This is a genomic window from Christiangramia aquimixticola (genome assembly GCF_048285835.1).
Classification (GTDB): Bacteria; Bacteroidota; Bacteroidia; order Flavobacteriales; family Flavobacteriaceae; genus Christiangramia; species Christiangramia aquimixticola.
Genome location: NZ_JBLVTL010000002.1, coordinates 694,490 through 709,389 on the forward strand (window position 1 = coordinate 694,490; position 14,900 = coordinate 709,389).

At 38.4% G+C, this 14,900-nt stretch carries 12 protein-coding genes; 4 read left to right on the top strand and 8 right to left on the bottom strand.

What is annotated here, in order from left to right; all coding sequences use genetic code 11:
- Positions 1-33 precede the first annotated feature (33 nt).
- Both ACNKXV_RS06845 and ACNKXV_RS06850 read right to left on the bottom strand, forming a co-directional pair.
- Positions 34-1,440 carry a glycosyltransferase family 2 protein gene (locus ACNKXV_RS06845; protein WP_417906958.1) on the bottom strand — a complete coding sequence of 469 codons (1,407 nt, stop codon included), beginning with the start codon at positions 1,438-1,440 and terminating at the stop codon, positions 34-36.
- A 188-nt stretch (positions 1,441-1,628) separates the two neighbouring features.
- Positions 1,629-2,135, bottom strand: coding sequence for a DUF4494 domain-containing protein (locus ACNKXV_RS06850; protein WP_417906959.1), 507 nt, complete (start codon positions 2,133-2,135; stop codon positions 1,629-1,631).
- 221 nt (positions 2,136-2,356) lie between these two features.
- On the opposite strand from ACNKXV_RS06850, the gene ACNKXV_RS06855 reads away from it, so the two are divergent.
- A complete protein-coding gene (locus ACNKXV_RS06855; RefSeq protein ID WP_417906960.1) occupies positions 2,357-3,163 on the top strand; it encodes a hypothetical protein in 807 nt (268 codons plus the stop codon).
- 80 nt (positions 3,164-3,243) lie between these two features.
- Here ACNKXV_RS06855 and ACNKXV_RS06860 read toward each other — a convergent pair whose 3' ends face one another.
- Positions 3,244-4,335: an alkene reductase gene (locus ACNKXV_RS06860; RefSeq protein WP_417906961.1), complete on the bottom strand. Its 1,092-nt coding sequence runs from the start codon at positions 4,333-4,335 to the stop codon at positions 3,244-3,246.
- 82 nt (positions 4,336-4,417) lie between these two features.
- Complete coding sequence (locus ACNKXV_RS06865; RefSeq protein ID WP_417906962.1) at positions 4,418-4,993, bottom strand: carboxymuconolactone decarboxylase family protein; 576 nt, start codon at positions 4,991-4,993, stop codon at positions 4,418-4,420.
- Positions 4,994-5,230: 237 nt separating this feature from the next.
- Here ACNKXV_RS06865 and ACNKXV_RS06870 point away from each other — a divergent pair, with 237 nt between their 5' ends.
- Positions 5,231-5,626, top strand: a complete 396-nt coding sequence (locus tag ACNKXV_RS06870; RefSeq protein ID WP_417906963.1) for a VOC family protein — start codon at positions 5,231-5,233, stop codon at positions 5,624-5,626.
- Positions 5,627-6,243: 617 nt separating this feature from the next.
- The gene (locus tag ACNKXV_RS06875) at positions 6,244-6,453 is read left to right on the top strand and encodes a hypothetical protein (protein ID WP_417906964.1); all 210 of its coding nucleotides are present in this window, start codon (positions 6,244-6,246) and stop codon (positions 6,451-6,453) included.
- 3 nt (positions 6,454-6,456) lie between these two features.
- On the opposite strand, the gene ACNKXV_RS06880 is transcribed toward ACNKXV_RS06875, so the two are convergent.
- Positions 6,457-8,310, bottom strand: a complete 1,854-nt coding sequence (locus ACNKXV_RS06880; protein ID WP_417906965.1) for an adenylate/guanylate cyclase domain-containing protein — start codon at positions 8,308-8,310, stop codon at positions 6,457-6,459.
- Between the two features lie 13 nt (positions 8,311-8,323).
- Positions 8,324-8,776 (bottom strand): hypothetical protein, encoded by a 453-nt coding sequence (locus ACNKXV_RS06885; RefSeq protein WP_417906966.1) that lies wholly within the window; start codon positions 8,774-8,776, stop codon positions 8,324-8,326.
- Positions 8,777-9,006: 230 nt separating this feature from the next.
- Between ACNKXV_RS06885 and ACNKXV_RS06890 the strand changes: the two genes are divergently transcribed.
- Positions 9,007-9,408 (top strand): hypothetical protein, encoded by a 402-nt coding sequence (locus ACNKXV_RS06890; protein WP_417906967.1) that lies wholly within the window; start codon positions 9,007-9,009, stop codon positions 9,406-9,408.
- Between the two features lie 140 nt (positions 9,409-9,548).
- Here ACNKXV_RS06890 and ACNKXV_RS06895 read toward each other — a convergent pair whose 3' ends face one another.
- Together ACNKXV_RS06895 and ACNKXV_RS06900 are read right to left on the bottom strand one after the other, a co-directional pair.
- A complete protein-coding gene (locus ACNKXV_RS06895; RefSeq protein ID WP_417906968.1) occupies positions 9,549-10,457 on the bottom strand; it encodes a PorP/SprF family type IX secretion system membrane protein in 909 nt (302 codons plus the stop codon).
- Positions 10,458-10,466: 9 nt separating this feature from the next.
- A partial coding sequence (locus ACNKXV_RS06900) for a T9SS type B sorting domain-containing protein (protein ID WP_417906969.1) occupies positions 10,467-14,900 on the bottom strand: 4,434 nt, incomplete at its 5' end.

Below are 14,900 nucleotides of genomic sequence, written 5' to 3' on the forward strand. Positions count from 1 at the left end.
GGCTTTTTCTTCAAGTTAAAATCTACCCACAAACTATTTTTTCGTGCTCAGTTCACGGGTTAACCATCCACTTTTACTTGCCGTAGCTATGGCGTAAGGCGTGATCCAGAATAATCCGAAAGTGTATAAAATACTATAGGAATATGCCCAGAATGATTCTGTTGTATTATACTTCTTAGCATAGAAAAATGCCGGGAAGCTGGATAATATCAGGATACTCAATAAAGTCGAGCTAATAAAAAGTACCGGATGAGATATCACAAAGAACAGCATTAAGAAAATAAGAGGATAGCTCATTATTATCTTAAGAAACTGGTTGATAAAAAGAAGTCTTGTCCCTGTTTTTGACCCTTCTCTAAAGTTGGTAAAAACATATTTAGCCATTTGAATATTTTCACGAACATTACTTCTTCCCCATCTAATGAACATCTTATATAATCCCTTATACTTTTCCGGAACATTGGTATATGCATAGGCGTTTCGCTGGAACAACACATGTTTCCCCTGTTTTAGGATCATATTGGTCATTGCACGGTCTTCTCCAATATCTGAAGCTTTCCCCATAAAGGTTTGATTGATCCACTGCGGAAGACATTTAAATACTGAAGTTCTTCTATAAGCGGCTAAAGCCCCGGGTGTACAAAGTACAGATTCCAAAGTACTTTCTGCAGAACGAACAAATTCAAAACTCAGTACAAAACTTACGTTGAGCATTTTAGGCAATAATGCCTTGTCATTATTCAATACACGAATATTTCCGGCTACCGCCCCACATTTTTCATTCACTACGAACGGGCTAACCAAATTTCTTAATGTATCAGGATTTACAACAGAGTCACTATCTACAGTAACGAATACATCTCCGGTTCCAAGGTTGAAACCGCGGTAAAGCGCATGACGTTTTCCTTTATTTTGCGGTTGTTGGTATATAGATACACGATCACCTAATACCTTCTTTGCCTCCTGCATCCAGTACCAGGTATCGTCTTTACTACCATCATCAATAGCAAGTAATTGCAATTTTTCCTTTGGAAAATCACTGGCAGCAAGGCTCATCAAGGTAGCATAGACCTGTTTTCCCTCGTTATAAGCCGGTACGATCACCGTAGCGGTTGGTAATTCTTCGTCAGATACAGATTCAATAGCCTTATACCTGAAGTAGAGATACAAATTATAAATAAAAAACCCGGCTCTGTAAAGAAATAAAGCACTGGCCAGAATAAAGAAAGCGAATCCCCAGGAGGAATTCATTTTTTCCATATTGTAAGCAGCAAAGTCGGTTTGTAAGTTATAAACTAAAAAAGCAGCCCCAATCATTAAAATGAAAGTGCTCACAAGTACTACTATTCCCCATGTACTGGTGGGGTTTTTAACGGGCATGTTATTATTAGATTCAATATTTGCAGGTGTACCTGCAGAAGATTTATTGCCTGAATTCATATATTATTGATTTTATTAAATCATTTTGAGTTGGTGCATAAGCAATTCACGTGCCAGTGTTCAGGTCTTTATAAATCAGCCGGTTAAAAAGGCAGTTTGTAAAAAATGGGGAGAAATTCCCCACAAATCCCACCGGTGCGAATTAGATTACACACTTATAGGAATTGTGGAGATAACTGGAAGGCTTATTAAGCCTCGGTTTCTTCAACTTCCGGTTCATTTACTTCTGTAGATTCAACAGAAGGAGCTGCTTCCTCTTCCTCACCCGTAAAATATGGGAATACATCCAGGATTGGAGATTCGGTAATCGCGGGAATAGTATAATCTCCGGTCGTACCCTGCATGGCCTGTTCTGTATTTTCATAGGCTTCTTTTACATCATTGGCCTGAATTAGCATATACAGATTGGATTTTTTCTCTTTTCCGCTTTCATCGTCATAGCTAATCAAAGAGATCTTGGCTTTAAACCATCGGTCTGAATTCTCGAAAGGATGAACTTCAGATAAATTAGCAACTTTTATATTGGTAATCCTGAATTCTTCACTGGTATATGCCGCCATCTCCTCGGTTATACGAGCCTCAGCTTCAGTATAGGAAATTGCATCCAGCAAATAGGTTTCAGTAGTTATTTTAGACTCGCCGGTCTCATGGGTTTTTCTGTATTTAACTTTACATTCATACCAGATTACGCTCATATCTATATTGTTTTTTGGGTCGCCAAATATAGATTTTAAAGACGTCTACGAAAGACTTGGATTAAATAGATATTCACAATCTTTAGGATTCTAAGTAATGTACTGAGATCCAGTTGTCCGGACTTATAACCTGTTTTAAAATACCTGGTTTGATATGGTTTTACCCATATCATCCCGCTTAATATTTCTAACTTTCTCCCCATAAAACCTGAAAATTCCCCATGAAGACCATACTGTATTTAACCGATTTCTATTACCAAGCCAATGGCAGGAATTATTATGAAGAAGACCTGTATATCACGGAAAAGCTTAAACCTCATTTTAATGTGCTTATAGGTCATCCTCACCAGGCTATTTCTAATCTGGAAAAAGCAGATGTTGTTGTTTTTAGAAATACCGGACCCATTGCCGGTTATCAGGAATATTTTCAGGAAATGCTGAAAGTCGTAAAAGAGAAAAACATCAAAACTTTTAATAGTTTCGATGGAAAAGGAGATATTCTGGGTAAACAATATTTGCTTGAGCTAACCAAGGCCGGTTTCCCGGTAATCCCTACAGTTTCCAATATTTCTCAATTGGAAATCTTAGGAGATACAGATATATATGTTGTGAAACTATTAAATGGAGCCGATTCCATTGGAATGGAATTTCTAACAAAGGATCAACTTGTAGCAGCGTCTCCTTCCGGAAAAATCATTCAGCCATTTATAGATTTTAAGTACGAAGTATCTTTTTATTTTCTCAATGAGCAATTTCAATATGCATTATATGCACCGGATAAGTCAAAAAGATGGAAGCTGGAAGAATATCACCCTTCTAATGACGACCTGATATTTGCTGAAAAGTTTATCAATTGGAATGGAATTCAGCATGGTGTCACCAGAGTGGATGCCTGCCGGAAACAGGATGGATCCTTACTGCTGGTAGAACTGGAAGATCTTAACCCATTTTTATCCATAGACCTTTTGTCTGAATCAAAGCGGCAGAATTTTCTTGATAATTTTATAAGGGCTTTAAAGCAGGTTTAAAGATGGCCAGGAGTCACTAATTAAATTAAAAAAGTCCCGGTATTACCGGGACTTCCTCAATAAAATAACTGTAAATACTTCTATGCTACAGTTTCATTTTCCTTAACCGCCGGATAATCTATATAGCCTTTCTCGCCGCCGGCGTAAAAAGTATCATAATCCGGTTCATTTAGATCAAGGTCATTTTCAAAGCGGTAAACAAGGTCCGGATTTGCGATAAACGACCTTCCGAAGGAAATTAGGTCTGCTTTCCCTTCAGCGATGAAATTTTCAGCCTCCGCCTTTCCGAAGCCTCCGTTTAAGATGATATTACCTTTATATGTTTCCCGTATTTTTCCAAAAATTTCCTTTTGAACATCTGGTGATCCCAGTGAGGAATTATCAACAAGATGAAGGTATGCCAGGTTATAGGAATTCAGTTTTTCTGCAAGAAACAGGAATTGGTCTTCCAGCTCTTCAAAAACTTCTGTACCGTTAAAAACACTGTAAGGAGATAATCTTACCCCAACTTTTTCGGCTCCAATGGCATTCGCAACTTTTTCGACTACCTCAAGAGTAAATCTGCTTCGTTTCCCGATACTCCCGCCATAATCATCGGTTCTGTTATTAGTAGCGGTATTTAAGAACTGATCTAATAAATAACCATTCGCTGAATGTATTTCCACACCATCAAAACCAGCGCTTATGGCATTTTCAGCTGCCTGAACAAATTCGTTCTGAGCTTCCTCAATGTCCTGCGTAGTCATTTCCTTGGGAATTGGATAGGGTTGAGGACCATGTTGGTCGGTATACATGTCACCTTCAAGAGCGATCGCAGATGGGGCAAGGATCTCTGCATCTTCTGCCATATTATATGGATGGGAAACCCTTCCGGTATGCATAAGTTGCAAGAAAATTTTTCCGCCTTCCTCATGAATAGTATCGGTGATTTTTCTCCAACCTGTGATCTGTTCGTCAGTATAAATTCCCGGAATTCGGGCATAACCCAAACCATTAGGTGAAGGTGCGGTACCTTCAGATATTATAAGGCCGGCCTGTGCTCGCTGAGTATAATACTTCAGCATGAGGTCATTGGGAATATTATTAGTTGCACGGGCTCTTGTAAGAGGAGCCATGATCGCGCGGTTATTCAGTTTTAATCCTTTCAGATCAAAAGAGGTCAATAATTTCATAAATATTATAGGGTTTGATTTAGTAAACAGAAAAATTTCTCCGAAAGAAATCGGATCGCTTAATTTGAATACAGTTCTCTATTTAGGAATTCTGAACTTTTCTACCACTAAAAGCTTCATCAACTTCTGTATGAAAAATATGGTTGGAATAATTACTGATAGTTTTTACAGACTGGGCGAGAATGATCGCAAGTATTTGCTTTTCTGAATATCCTGCATCAATAAAATTTTTCACGTCATCTTCTGATGGATTTCCTTTTGTGGTATTCATCACCTTGGTAAAACGTGAAAGAGCGGCCATTTTCTCATCCGGTATTTCTTTACCATCACGAATGGCATTGGTAACCTCTACAGGGGTTTTGGACATTTTATCTGCTATAAAACTATGGGCTGCGGTACAGTAGCCACAATTATTATCCACACTTAAAGTAAGAAAAACAACTTCCTGTTCAGCAGGGGTAAATCCGCTTTGTTGCCGGAAGTTTTTGTAACCGGTATCATAAGTTTCCTGTAAACCAGGGAGGTTTACCATATTCTTATACATATTTGGGATCATACCATTCTCTTTTTGAGCTTTCTCAAGCAGAGCCATTTGATCATTATTGGCATTTTCGAGTTCTACAGAATCTAATCCTATTTTATAGTTGGTATTGGACATAGTTTTGTTTTATTTTAAATTCAATTAATTGGACGAAATTATATAGGCTTAATTACTGCTTTAACAAAGGTTTATTAGTTGTTGAGGAGTATAAAAAGTGTAATAAATTAGTTCCGTAACTTTAGAATGATTTTGTATAATAAGTTTTCCCTTTAAAAATTTGCGATGAAGCAATTGTTCCTTCTTACATTTTTAATAATTTCTAGTTTTAACATTATGGCACAAAACAAACACCCTATGCAGGTAGCAATGGTAAGTATCTTTGTAGAAGATCCTTCCAAAGCTTTTGAATATTACACTCAAACCCTTGGCTTTGAAGAAGTAATGTACTCTCCGGAAAATTATATTGCCATAATAAAATCTCCATTGGGGGATGGTGATACCACCATCCTTTTGGAACCTACACAACCAAACGGAATTCAGGTAGCTATTGATTACAAAAAGAAATTATATGAAATGGGTATTCCGGTTATTACTTTTAAAGCTGCAGATATTTATAAAACCGTGGAGGAACTAAAGGAGAAAGGGGTAAAGTTTAAAAAAGATCCTATTCAAACAGATTATGGATTTGAAGCCATATTTGATGATGCTAATGGTAATTATATTCAGCTCATTCAATTGAATTCATTTTAGGAGAGATACTAAACCTACTCTTAAAATCAATTTGGCATTTTCACTTCTTCAATTCCAATGGAAGTCGTATAAGTTTTAGTGTGGGGCTTTTAAATTAACCTATGAACTTATAGACAATATACACTGAAAGGAGTACACTAAGCCCCAGAATAATGGCCCTGTAAATATGAGAATAATCTTCAATCATAATTTAAAATATTAAACGGACTAATAAAGTTAGCCGCTGATTCTAAGAAAATTATTAAGGGAAAACCCTCGGTTTATGTCAATTTATGCTCTAATTAGTTGAAAACTAACGCTTAAGATTGAATGTGGGATGACTGGTGAAAGTTGTGAATGATTTTTTAAGCGCTATTTTAATGAAGTTCGATGTTCCTTTTTTTCTTAGATAATTATTTTAGGAAATGAATGTGCAGTCTCTGAGTTTTCAATGAAGATCAGGTATTTGAAAGAAAAATATGACAAGTTACCAAGTGAATAGTTGATAATTAGTATTTTAACGACTAAAAGTATTTTGTTTTTTAAATTATTTTATTATGTTTACCGCTCGAAACTGGTCGATATACTACTTGCTATCCCTACCTGCAATTTGATCAATAGACCACAATAAATAGATCATGAATAAAGTAAGGTTGATTGGGATAGCGATGATGCTTTCCGGGATTTTTATTGGGTACTTAAGCACACGCACAGACCTTCATCTGTTATCCGGGATTTTATTAGGACTTGGAATTGGCTGGTTGATAACGGGTAAATTCAATGCTCACCATCGCAAAGTCTCAACCAGGAATACCAGGACAGGTGTACCGGTTAAATCCAATCGCTAAATTTCAATCCTGCATTAAGGTTTCTTTCATTTGCTTTTTGAAGGAATTGACGTAATACATATTCAGTAATCGTCCATTTTTTACTTCAACTTCTCCACGATATTCACAATTGCATTCTTTTTGTATTAACCTATAAGTATTTTCTGAGATATTGATTCGGCCAATATCTGAATGAGACTCCATTCTCGCTGCAATATTCACCGTATCACCCCATATATCATAAGCGAACTTTTTTGTGCCAACCACTCCGGCGATTACCGGCCCGGAATTTATTCCAATCCTTACATCAAAATCGGCATCATGAACGATGGAACTGCCTTTAGATTCCTCCACAAACTGGATCATTTCAAAAGCCGCTTTCACCATTCGTATCGCATGATCTTCATTTGGGAAGGGAAGACCACTTGCAGCCATATAACTGTCACCTATAGTTTTAATTTTTTCAATGCCGTATTTTTCAATGATCTCATCGAATTTCGAAAAATAGAAATCCACAGACTCGATTAACTTTTCTGGAGATAACCTCTCCGCATAGAGAGTGAACTTTTTAAAATCGGCGAAAAGCACCGTAACCGACTCAAATTTTTTGGCTTTTACCTTACCATATTTTTTTAATTCCCTGGCAGTTTCTTCCGGAAGTATATTCAGCAATAAACTTTCTGCCCGGTTTCGTTCATTTTCTATTATTTTACTGGTCCTTTTTATGAATTTATTTCTGCGGTATAAGCCAAAGGCCAGCAAACAGATAAGGAACGAGGCTACCGCAATGGAGATCACCACTAATTGCTGATTTTTTTGTTTCTCGCTTAAAAGATCTACTTCAGCCTGCTTTTGAGAAACTTCATAGTCTGCCCGTAAACCTGCCATATTTTGAGCAGTTGAGACATTTAATACACTATCTCTATAGGTGATATATTCTTTGTAAAATTTATAAGATTCAGGGATATTCCCTTTTTTCTCATGAATTTTGGATAGTCTTAAATTTGCTTCTCTAATTTCATTTTTAAAACCATAAGATTTTGCCAGGTCCCGGCTTATCAATGCAAATTCAATAGCGGTAGAATCCAGACCTCTATCGGCATAAATGTCAGACATCCCATTCAGGAATTCACAAATGGGCATGTAATCTTCTTTTTTCTCGAGAGATTGTATGGCTTCCTGAAGGTTGGCTTCAGCCTCATCGTACATATTTAATTTTGCGTAGGCCAGGCCAAGGGTGCCTTTGCAATAGGCAAGACCCAGATCAAAATGCATTTTTATAAATATTTGCTCAGCTTCTTTTAAATAAGAGATGGCTTTCTCTACTTTGTTATTTTTGAGATATTCATCCCCTGCATTAAATAGAGCCCGGCCCAGGTTTTCTTCATTCTCTGTTTCTCTGAAAATCTCGATCGCTTCATGGTAATGCTTCATAGACCTGTCGTGATTCCCAGTGAGGGAATAAACATCTCCAATAGTAACCTTTACCTGTCCCAAATCATTTTTTGTTTTGGCTAAGGTTGCAGCATTATAAAAACTTTCTAATGCTGCCGTGTAATCACCCTGAGAAAAATAGGCATATCCTTTCTGAAAATAAGCCTGAAAGAAATATTTACTGGCATTTTTCTTTTTGGCGGTTGTGAGTAGTTCATTTGCATATTTTAATCTTTTAATAGGATCTGCGGTATTTATTGCCAAACCATCGAGAACCTCTAGATTATTTTTAGCGCTACTGCTGGAATTATAGAGGACCTCCAAACTATCTGCCTTATCCTGATTTTGTCCAAAATTATTATGTGGAAAAAGAGTAATAAGAAGGAACAGGATATACAATACCCTGAACTTATAACAGACCTTATGCACTTCCATTTCCAGCATACAGCGATTTTGTTTAATTCATTTTTAGTTTTGGATCAATGATGTATTCTTCCCAATCACCACCGCTCTTTTTTACTTTTATTACAATACTGTATTTTTCGATTTCATTAGGAGCTCCATTTTTGATAATTCCTTTAATTCTGCCAAAACTTACAGGAATAGAGTCTTTATCAAAGAATTTCGGACCATTTTCATGTTTAAACTTTTCCAATTTAACCTTGCCGGTATTTCCCTCGGCTTCGTCTGCTTTCCATTTAATTTCATCGCCAATATTAACCAGAGTAATATAATCTATGATACTTGTCCCCGCAGCTTGGTCTGTAAACCTGCAGGTTTCAGAGATATTTTCCTGAGTGATGGAATCTGTATCAACAATTAACACTAAACTTATTTTTTCCTGCGCATAAGAAAATGCTGAGATTAGTAGTAAACTGAAGATCATTGGAATTAATTTCTGTGTTCTCATAATTCGTGGTTTATAGTTAGCTATTAGCAAGTAGGTATCAGGGTCCTGATATTAAAAAACCAGAAAGTGAAGCGGGGGTTGGTTAAATTGTGTTATAAAGGTCTTATTAAATAAGGCTAATCACAATTAAGACTAAAGATAGAAAATAAAATCAAATATTTGATAATCAGTATTGTATGTAGAAATAATTTATGTTTGTTTTGTAATGGATCAGTAAAAATTTAAACAAAATGAAGCATCTTCTTCTACTATGCCTCCTTCTAACCGGCCTTACATCTGAAGCACAGCAAAATCAAAAGATCTCAACTCTGGAATTTGTCGAGATCCTTAACGAGAATAGGAGTGAAGCTTTATACTATTATCAAAATAACTGGGCAAAGCTGCGGGAGAGGGCTATGGCAAAGGGATATATTGCTTCATATGAATTATTGGAAACCGAACCCGGTCCTGAAAACCCTGTTAGCTTGATCCTTATTACTACCTATGCCGATGAAGCGCAATTTGAAAAAAGGGAAGATCATTTTTCTGAACTTATCAGGGAAAAAGGTGGTTTGGAATTGCTTAATGACAAAAAGCCAGGAGAATTTCGCAAGATCCATTCTGGTCACGCCAAAGCCATGCACCTTGATTAGATAAATCTTTTCAGCGAATTAAAAATTAGAGGAATATATTATGCGACTTGCTATTCCAGAAGGAATTTCTATTTCAAAAACTGTATAAATAAAAAAAGCTCCAGATTTCTCTGAAGCTTGTCTTGTGTGATTTGAATTCTTTAAAAGAATCTCGGCGATTTGCTATATTTAAGAGCATCTCTAATATCGAACCTTAAAACAATTTCATGAGATCCTTCATTATAAGTTCTTAACCTGGTGGTATCAGCATCATAGGAATATCCTACAAAAACTGAATCAAATACCTGGATTCCCGCTAAAGCACTGACTGCCGAGTCCAGCCTGTAAGAAGCCCCTAAGGTGAATTTATCTAAAAACAAGAAATTAGCCGAAAGGTCTAATTGCACCGGTGCACCATCTGTAACTTTCAATAAGTATGCGGGCTTCAATTTTAGTTCCGGATTGAGGTCGAACACGTAACCTCCCATAAAATAGGTGTGAAACTTTTCCTTAGCTAAAAAACTTTCAGAATTTCCATTGTACTTATAATGGTTGGTTTCCAGCATTTGTGGTACAGAGAAACCCAGATAAAATTTTTGACTATAATAATAGATCCCTGCCCCAATATTAGGGGTGAACCTGTTGTCTATATTTTGTCTGAAATCCGGGTCGTCAGGACCTGAAAGTCGTGTAAAATCAATATTTAAAATATTCGCCCCTGCTTTTAAACCAAATGCAAGTGCGGCTTTTTCAAATTTAAGAGTATAAGAAAAATCAGCATTAAGAACTGTTTCATTACTGGGTCCTATTTTATCTGAAATAACAGAGCCTCCAATCCCTACGTTTTTACCAATGCGGTCATTCACGCTAAAGGAAAGAGTTTCTGGTGCGCCATCCAGTCCAACCCACTGGGACCTGTAAACTCCTGAAATTTTCAGGAAGTCTTCAGATCCTACATAGGCTGGATTAAACAAAGCGGTGTTGTACATATATTGCGTGTACTGCGCATCTTGTTGTGAGTAGCCTTTTAAGGCTAAAACGAAGACAAGTATAAAAATGTATTTTTTCATAGTATTTTATTATCTGGTTAGGTATAGATAACCTGATTTTGATTTCCAAGTTCCGTCTTTGAATCTCAATACATAGAAGTAAGTTCCGGCAGGGAGTTCCTCACCTTTTCTTATCGTTAATCTACCTTCTGAAATTCCTCTGAATAGTTTGTCATTCTGACCATAATTAGAAGCTTCATAAAGAAGTACTCCCCATCTATTATAGATCTTAAGAGTGTTCTCTTCATATTGGTCTAATCCTTTGATGCTGAAGTAATCGTTGATGCCGTCGCCATTTGGTGAAAGCTTCTGACTAATTTCCGGTCCGTTTTCCAGACAGTCACTTGAAACCGGATTAGGATCACATCTGTTCAAAGGATCGCTCTCTCCAATTGCCACGGTCTCAGTTGCCGGATTATCTACCCCGGTTACTTCTTCACCATCGTATAACCCATCATTATCAGTATCAGCATCTAGTGGGTCAGTTCCTGCTGCAGCCTCTTGGTCATTGGTTAATCCATCATTATCCGGATCACAGCCGGGAGCGGTTTGTAATGGATCACAAATGTCAAGTGGATCACTAACTCCATCAGGTTGCAGTTCAGTGAAATTATCATCCTCACCAAGTACTTCTTCACCATCAGTTAAACCATCTCCGTCTGAATCAGGATTTAGTGGGTCAGTTCCTATGATGATTTCTTCATCGTTCAATAATCCATCATTGTCCAGATCTGAACTTCCCATAAAACTTAGTACTATAGTCTGAACAGTCACGCCACCATTTTCATCGGTAGTAGTGATCTCAATTGAATAATCACCAGTAACAAGAGCGCTTGCGTCACTAACTTCAAAACTTCCATCAGCGTTCATGATCACTCCAGAAGGAAGACTTCCATTCGTAATTTCAGCATTAGTAATTGCACCATCAGCATCAGCTACTGTTGCCAGGATATTTCCGTTAGAGTATTCGTTGATCGGTTTACTAGCCTCGACTGTGTAAACCGATTCTTTATCAGAATCAGCTTCAAAGGTCAGAACGATTGTTTGAACAGTCACTCCACCTTTTTCATCGGTAGTGGTGATTTCAAAGCTATGATCCCCAGCTTCCAGAAGGTCTTTATTAGAAACCTGGATGCTTCCGTCTGAGTTTAAAGTAACACCCGCCGGAAGATTACCGGAAGTAACTTCAGCATTGGTAATTGCACCATCAGCATCAGCTACTGTTGCCAGAACATTTCCGTTAGCGTATTCATTGATCGGTTTACTAGCCTCAACTGTGTAAACCGCTTCTTTATCAGAATCAGCTCCAAAAGTCAGAATGATTGTGTTAACAGTCACTCCGCCTTTTTCATCGGAAGTAGTGATTTCAAAACTATGAGCACTAGCTTCCAGAAGATCTTTATTAGATACCTGGATGCTACCATCTGAATTTAAAGTAACACCTGCAGGAAGACTTCCATTCGTAATTTCAGCCTTAATAATTGCACCATCAGCATCAGCTACTGTTGCCAGGATATCTCCGTTGGTATATTCATTGATCGGCTTCCCAGCTTCAATAGTGTAAACCGCTTCTTCATCTGAATCAGCTCCGAAGGTCAAAACTATGGTTTGAACGGTCACACCACCTTTTTCATCGGTAGAAGTGATCTCAATCGAATAGTCACCAGCAACAAGTGCACTTGCGTCACTAACTTCGAAACTACCATCAGCGTTCATGATCACTCCAGATGGAATACTTCCCGAAGTAACATCAGCCTTGGTAATTGCACCATCAGTATCGGCTACTGTTGCCAGGATATTTCCGTTAGAATATTCATTGATCGGTTTACTAGCCTCAACTGTGTAAATCGCTTCTTTGTCCGAATCAGCTCCAAAAGTCAGAACGATAGTTTGAACAGTCACACCACCTTTTTCATCGGTAGTGGTGATCTCCATCGGATGATCTCCAGCTACTAGAGCGCTTGCGTCGCTTACTTCAAAGCTACCATCTGCGTTCATGATCACTCCTGAAGGAATACTTCCCGAAGTAACTTCAGCATTATTAATTGTACCATCAGCATCAGCTACTGTTGCCAGTACATTTCCGTTAGAATATTCATTGATCGGTTTACTAGCCTCAACTGTGTAAACTGCTTCCTTATCAGAATCAGCTCCGAAAGTCAGAATGATGGTTTGAACCGTCACTCCGCCTTTTTCATCGGTAGTGGTGATTTCAAAACTATGATCACCAGCTTCCAGAAGATCTTTATTAGAAACCTGAATGCTTCCGTCTGAGTTTAAGGTAACACCTGAAGGAAGACTTCCATTCGTAACTTCAGCATTGGTAATTGCACCATCAGCATCAGTTACTATTGCCAGGATATTTCCGTTCGAATATTCATTGATCGGCTTCCCAGTCTCAACTGTGTAAACTGCTTCTTTATCTGAATCAGCTCCAAAAGTCAGAATAATGGTCTGAACAGTTACGCCACCTTTTTCATCGGTAGTGGTGATTTCAATCGGATAATCACCAGCTACCAGTGCGCTTGCATCACTTACTTTAAAACTACCATTTGCGGTCATGATCACTCCGGAAGGAATACTTCCGGAAGTAACTTCAGCATTAGTAATTGTACCATCAGCATCAGTTACGGTTGCCAGTACATTTCCATTAGAATATTCATTGATCGGTTTGGCAGTTTCCATGGTGTAAACTGCTTCCTTATCAGAATCAGCTCCAAAAGTCAGAATGATTGTGTGAACAGTCACGCCACCTTTTTCATCGGTAGTGGTGATTTCAAAACTATGATCACCAGCTTTCAGAAGATCTTTATTAGAAACCTGGATGCTTCCGTCTGAATTTAAGGTAACACCCGCCGGAAGACTACCTGAAGTAACTTCAGCGTTGGTAATTGCACCATCGGCATCGGTTACAGTTGCCAGGATATTTCCATTAGAGTATTCATTGATCGGCTTCCCAGTTTCAACAGTGTAAACTGCTTCCTTATCAGAATCAGCTCCAAAAGTCAGAACGATGGTCTGAACAGTCACCCCACCTTTTTCATCGGTAGTGGTGATCTCAAAACTATGATCACCAGCTTCCAGAAGATCTTTATTAGAAACTTGGATGCTACCGTCTGAGTTTATAGTAACACCCGCCGGAAGATTACCGGAAGTAACTTCAGCCTTGGTAATAGCACCATCAGCATCAGCTACTGTTGCCAATATGTTTCCGTTAGAATATTCATTGATCGGTTTAGAAGTTTCCACGGTATATACCGCTTCTTTATCAGAATCGGGTCCGAAAGTCAGAACGATGGTTTGAACAGTCACGCCACCTTTTTCATCGGTAGTGGTGATCTCAATCGGATAGTCACCAGCTACCAGTGCACTTGCGTCACTTACTTCAAAACTACCATCAGCGTTCATGATCACTCCAGAAGGAAGACTTCCCGAAGTAACTTCAGCATTGGTAATTGCACCATCAGCATCAGCTACTGTTGCCAGTACGTTTCCATTATCATATTCATTGATCGGCTTCCCAGCCTCAACTGTGTATACCGCTTCCTTATCAGAATCTGCTCCAAATGTCAGAACGATCGTTTGAACAGTCACTCCACCTTTTTCATCGGTAGTAGTGATTTCAAAACTATGATCACCAGCTTCCAGAAGGTCTTTATTAGAAACCTGGATGCTTCCGTCTGAGTTTAAGGTAACACCCGCCGGAAGACTTCCATTAGTAACTTCAGCATTGGTAATTGCACCATCAGCATCGGCTACTGTTGCCAGAACATTTCCATTAGAATATTCATTGATCGGTTTATCAGTTTCTACAGTATACACCGCTTCCTTATCAGAATCAGGTCCAAAGGTCAGAACAATGGTTTGAACAGTCACGCCACCTTTTTCATCGGTAGTAGTGATCTCAATCGGATAATCACCAGCTATAAGTGCGCTTGCGTCACTCACTTCAAAACTACCATTAGCGTTCATAATCACTCCAGCCGGAATACTTCCATTAGTAATTTCAGCATTGGTAATTGCACCATCAGCATCAGCTACGGTTGCCAGGATATCTCCGTTAAAATATTCATTGATCGGTTTTGCAGTTATAACTGTGTAAACTGCTTCCTTATCAGAATCAGCTCCAAAGGTCAGAACAATGGTCTGAACAGTCACACCACCTTTTTCATCGGTAGTAGTGATCTCCATCGGATAATCACCAGCAACAAGTGCACTTGCGTCACTAACTTCAAAACTTCCATCTGCGTTCATGATCACTCCAGCCGGAATACTTCCGGAAGTAACTTCAGCGTTGGTAATTGCACCATCAGCATCTGCTACTGTCGCCAGTACATTTCCGTTGGTATATTCATTGATCGGTTTACTAGCCTCAACTGTGTAAACCGCTTCTTTATCAGAATCAGGTCCAAAAGTCAGGACGATCGTTTGAACCGTCACTCCACCTTTTTCATCGGTAGTGGT

Coding starts and splice junctions, on each gene's coding strand:
- ACNKXV_RS06875 (WP_417906964.1), top strand. CDS start 6,244: ATGAATAAAGTAAGGTTGATTGGGATAGCGATGATGCTTTCCGGGATT.
- ACNKXV_RS06880 (WP_417906965.1), bottom strand. CDS start 8,310: ATGCTGGAAATGGAAGTGCATAAGGTCTGTTATAAGTTCAGGGTATTG.
- ACNKXV_RS06885 (WP_417906966.1), bottom strand. CDS start 8,776: ATGAGAACACAGAAATTAATTCCAATGATCTTCAGTTTACTACTAATC.
- ACNKXV_RS06895 (WP_417906968.1), bottom strand. CDS start 10,457: ATGAAAAAATACATTTTTATACTTGTCTTCGTTTTAGCCTTAAAAGGC.
- ACNKXV_RS06860 (WP_417906961.1), bottom strand. CDS start 4,335: ATGAAATTATTGACCTCTTTTGATCTGAAAGGATTAAAACTGAATAAC.
- ACNKXV_RS06855 (WP_417906960.1), top strand. CDS start 2,357: ATGAAGACCATACTGTATTTAACCGATTTCTATTACCAAGCCAATGGC.
- ACNKXV_RS06850 (WP_417906959.1), bottom strand. CDS start 2,135: ATGAGCGTAATCTGGTATGAATGTAAAGTTAAATACAGAAAAACCCAT.
- ACNKXV_RS06865 (WP_417906962.1), bottom strand. CDS start 4,993: ATGTCCAATACCAACTATAAAATAGGATTAGATTCTGTAGAACTCGAA.
- ACNKXV_RS06845 (WP_417906958.1), bottom strand. CDS start 1,440: ATGAATTCAGGCAATAAATCTTCTGCAGGTACACCTGCAAATATTGAA.
- ACNKXV_RS06870 (WP_417906963.1), top strand. CDS start 5,231: ATGCAGGTAGCAATGGTAAGTATCTTTGTAGAAGATCCTTCCAAAGCT.
- ACNKXV_RS06890 (WP_417906967.1), top strand. CDS start 9,007: ATGAAGCATCTTCTTCTACTATGCCTCCTTCTAACCGGCCTTACATCT.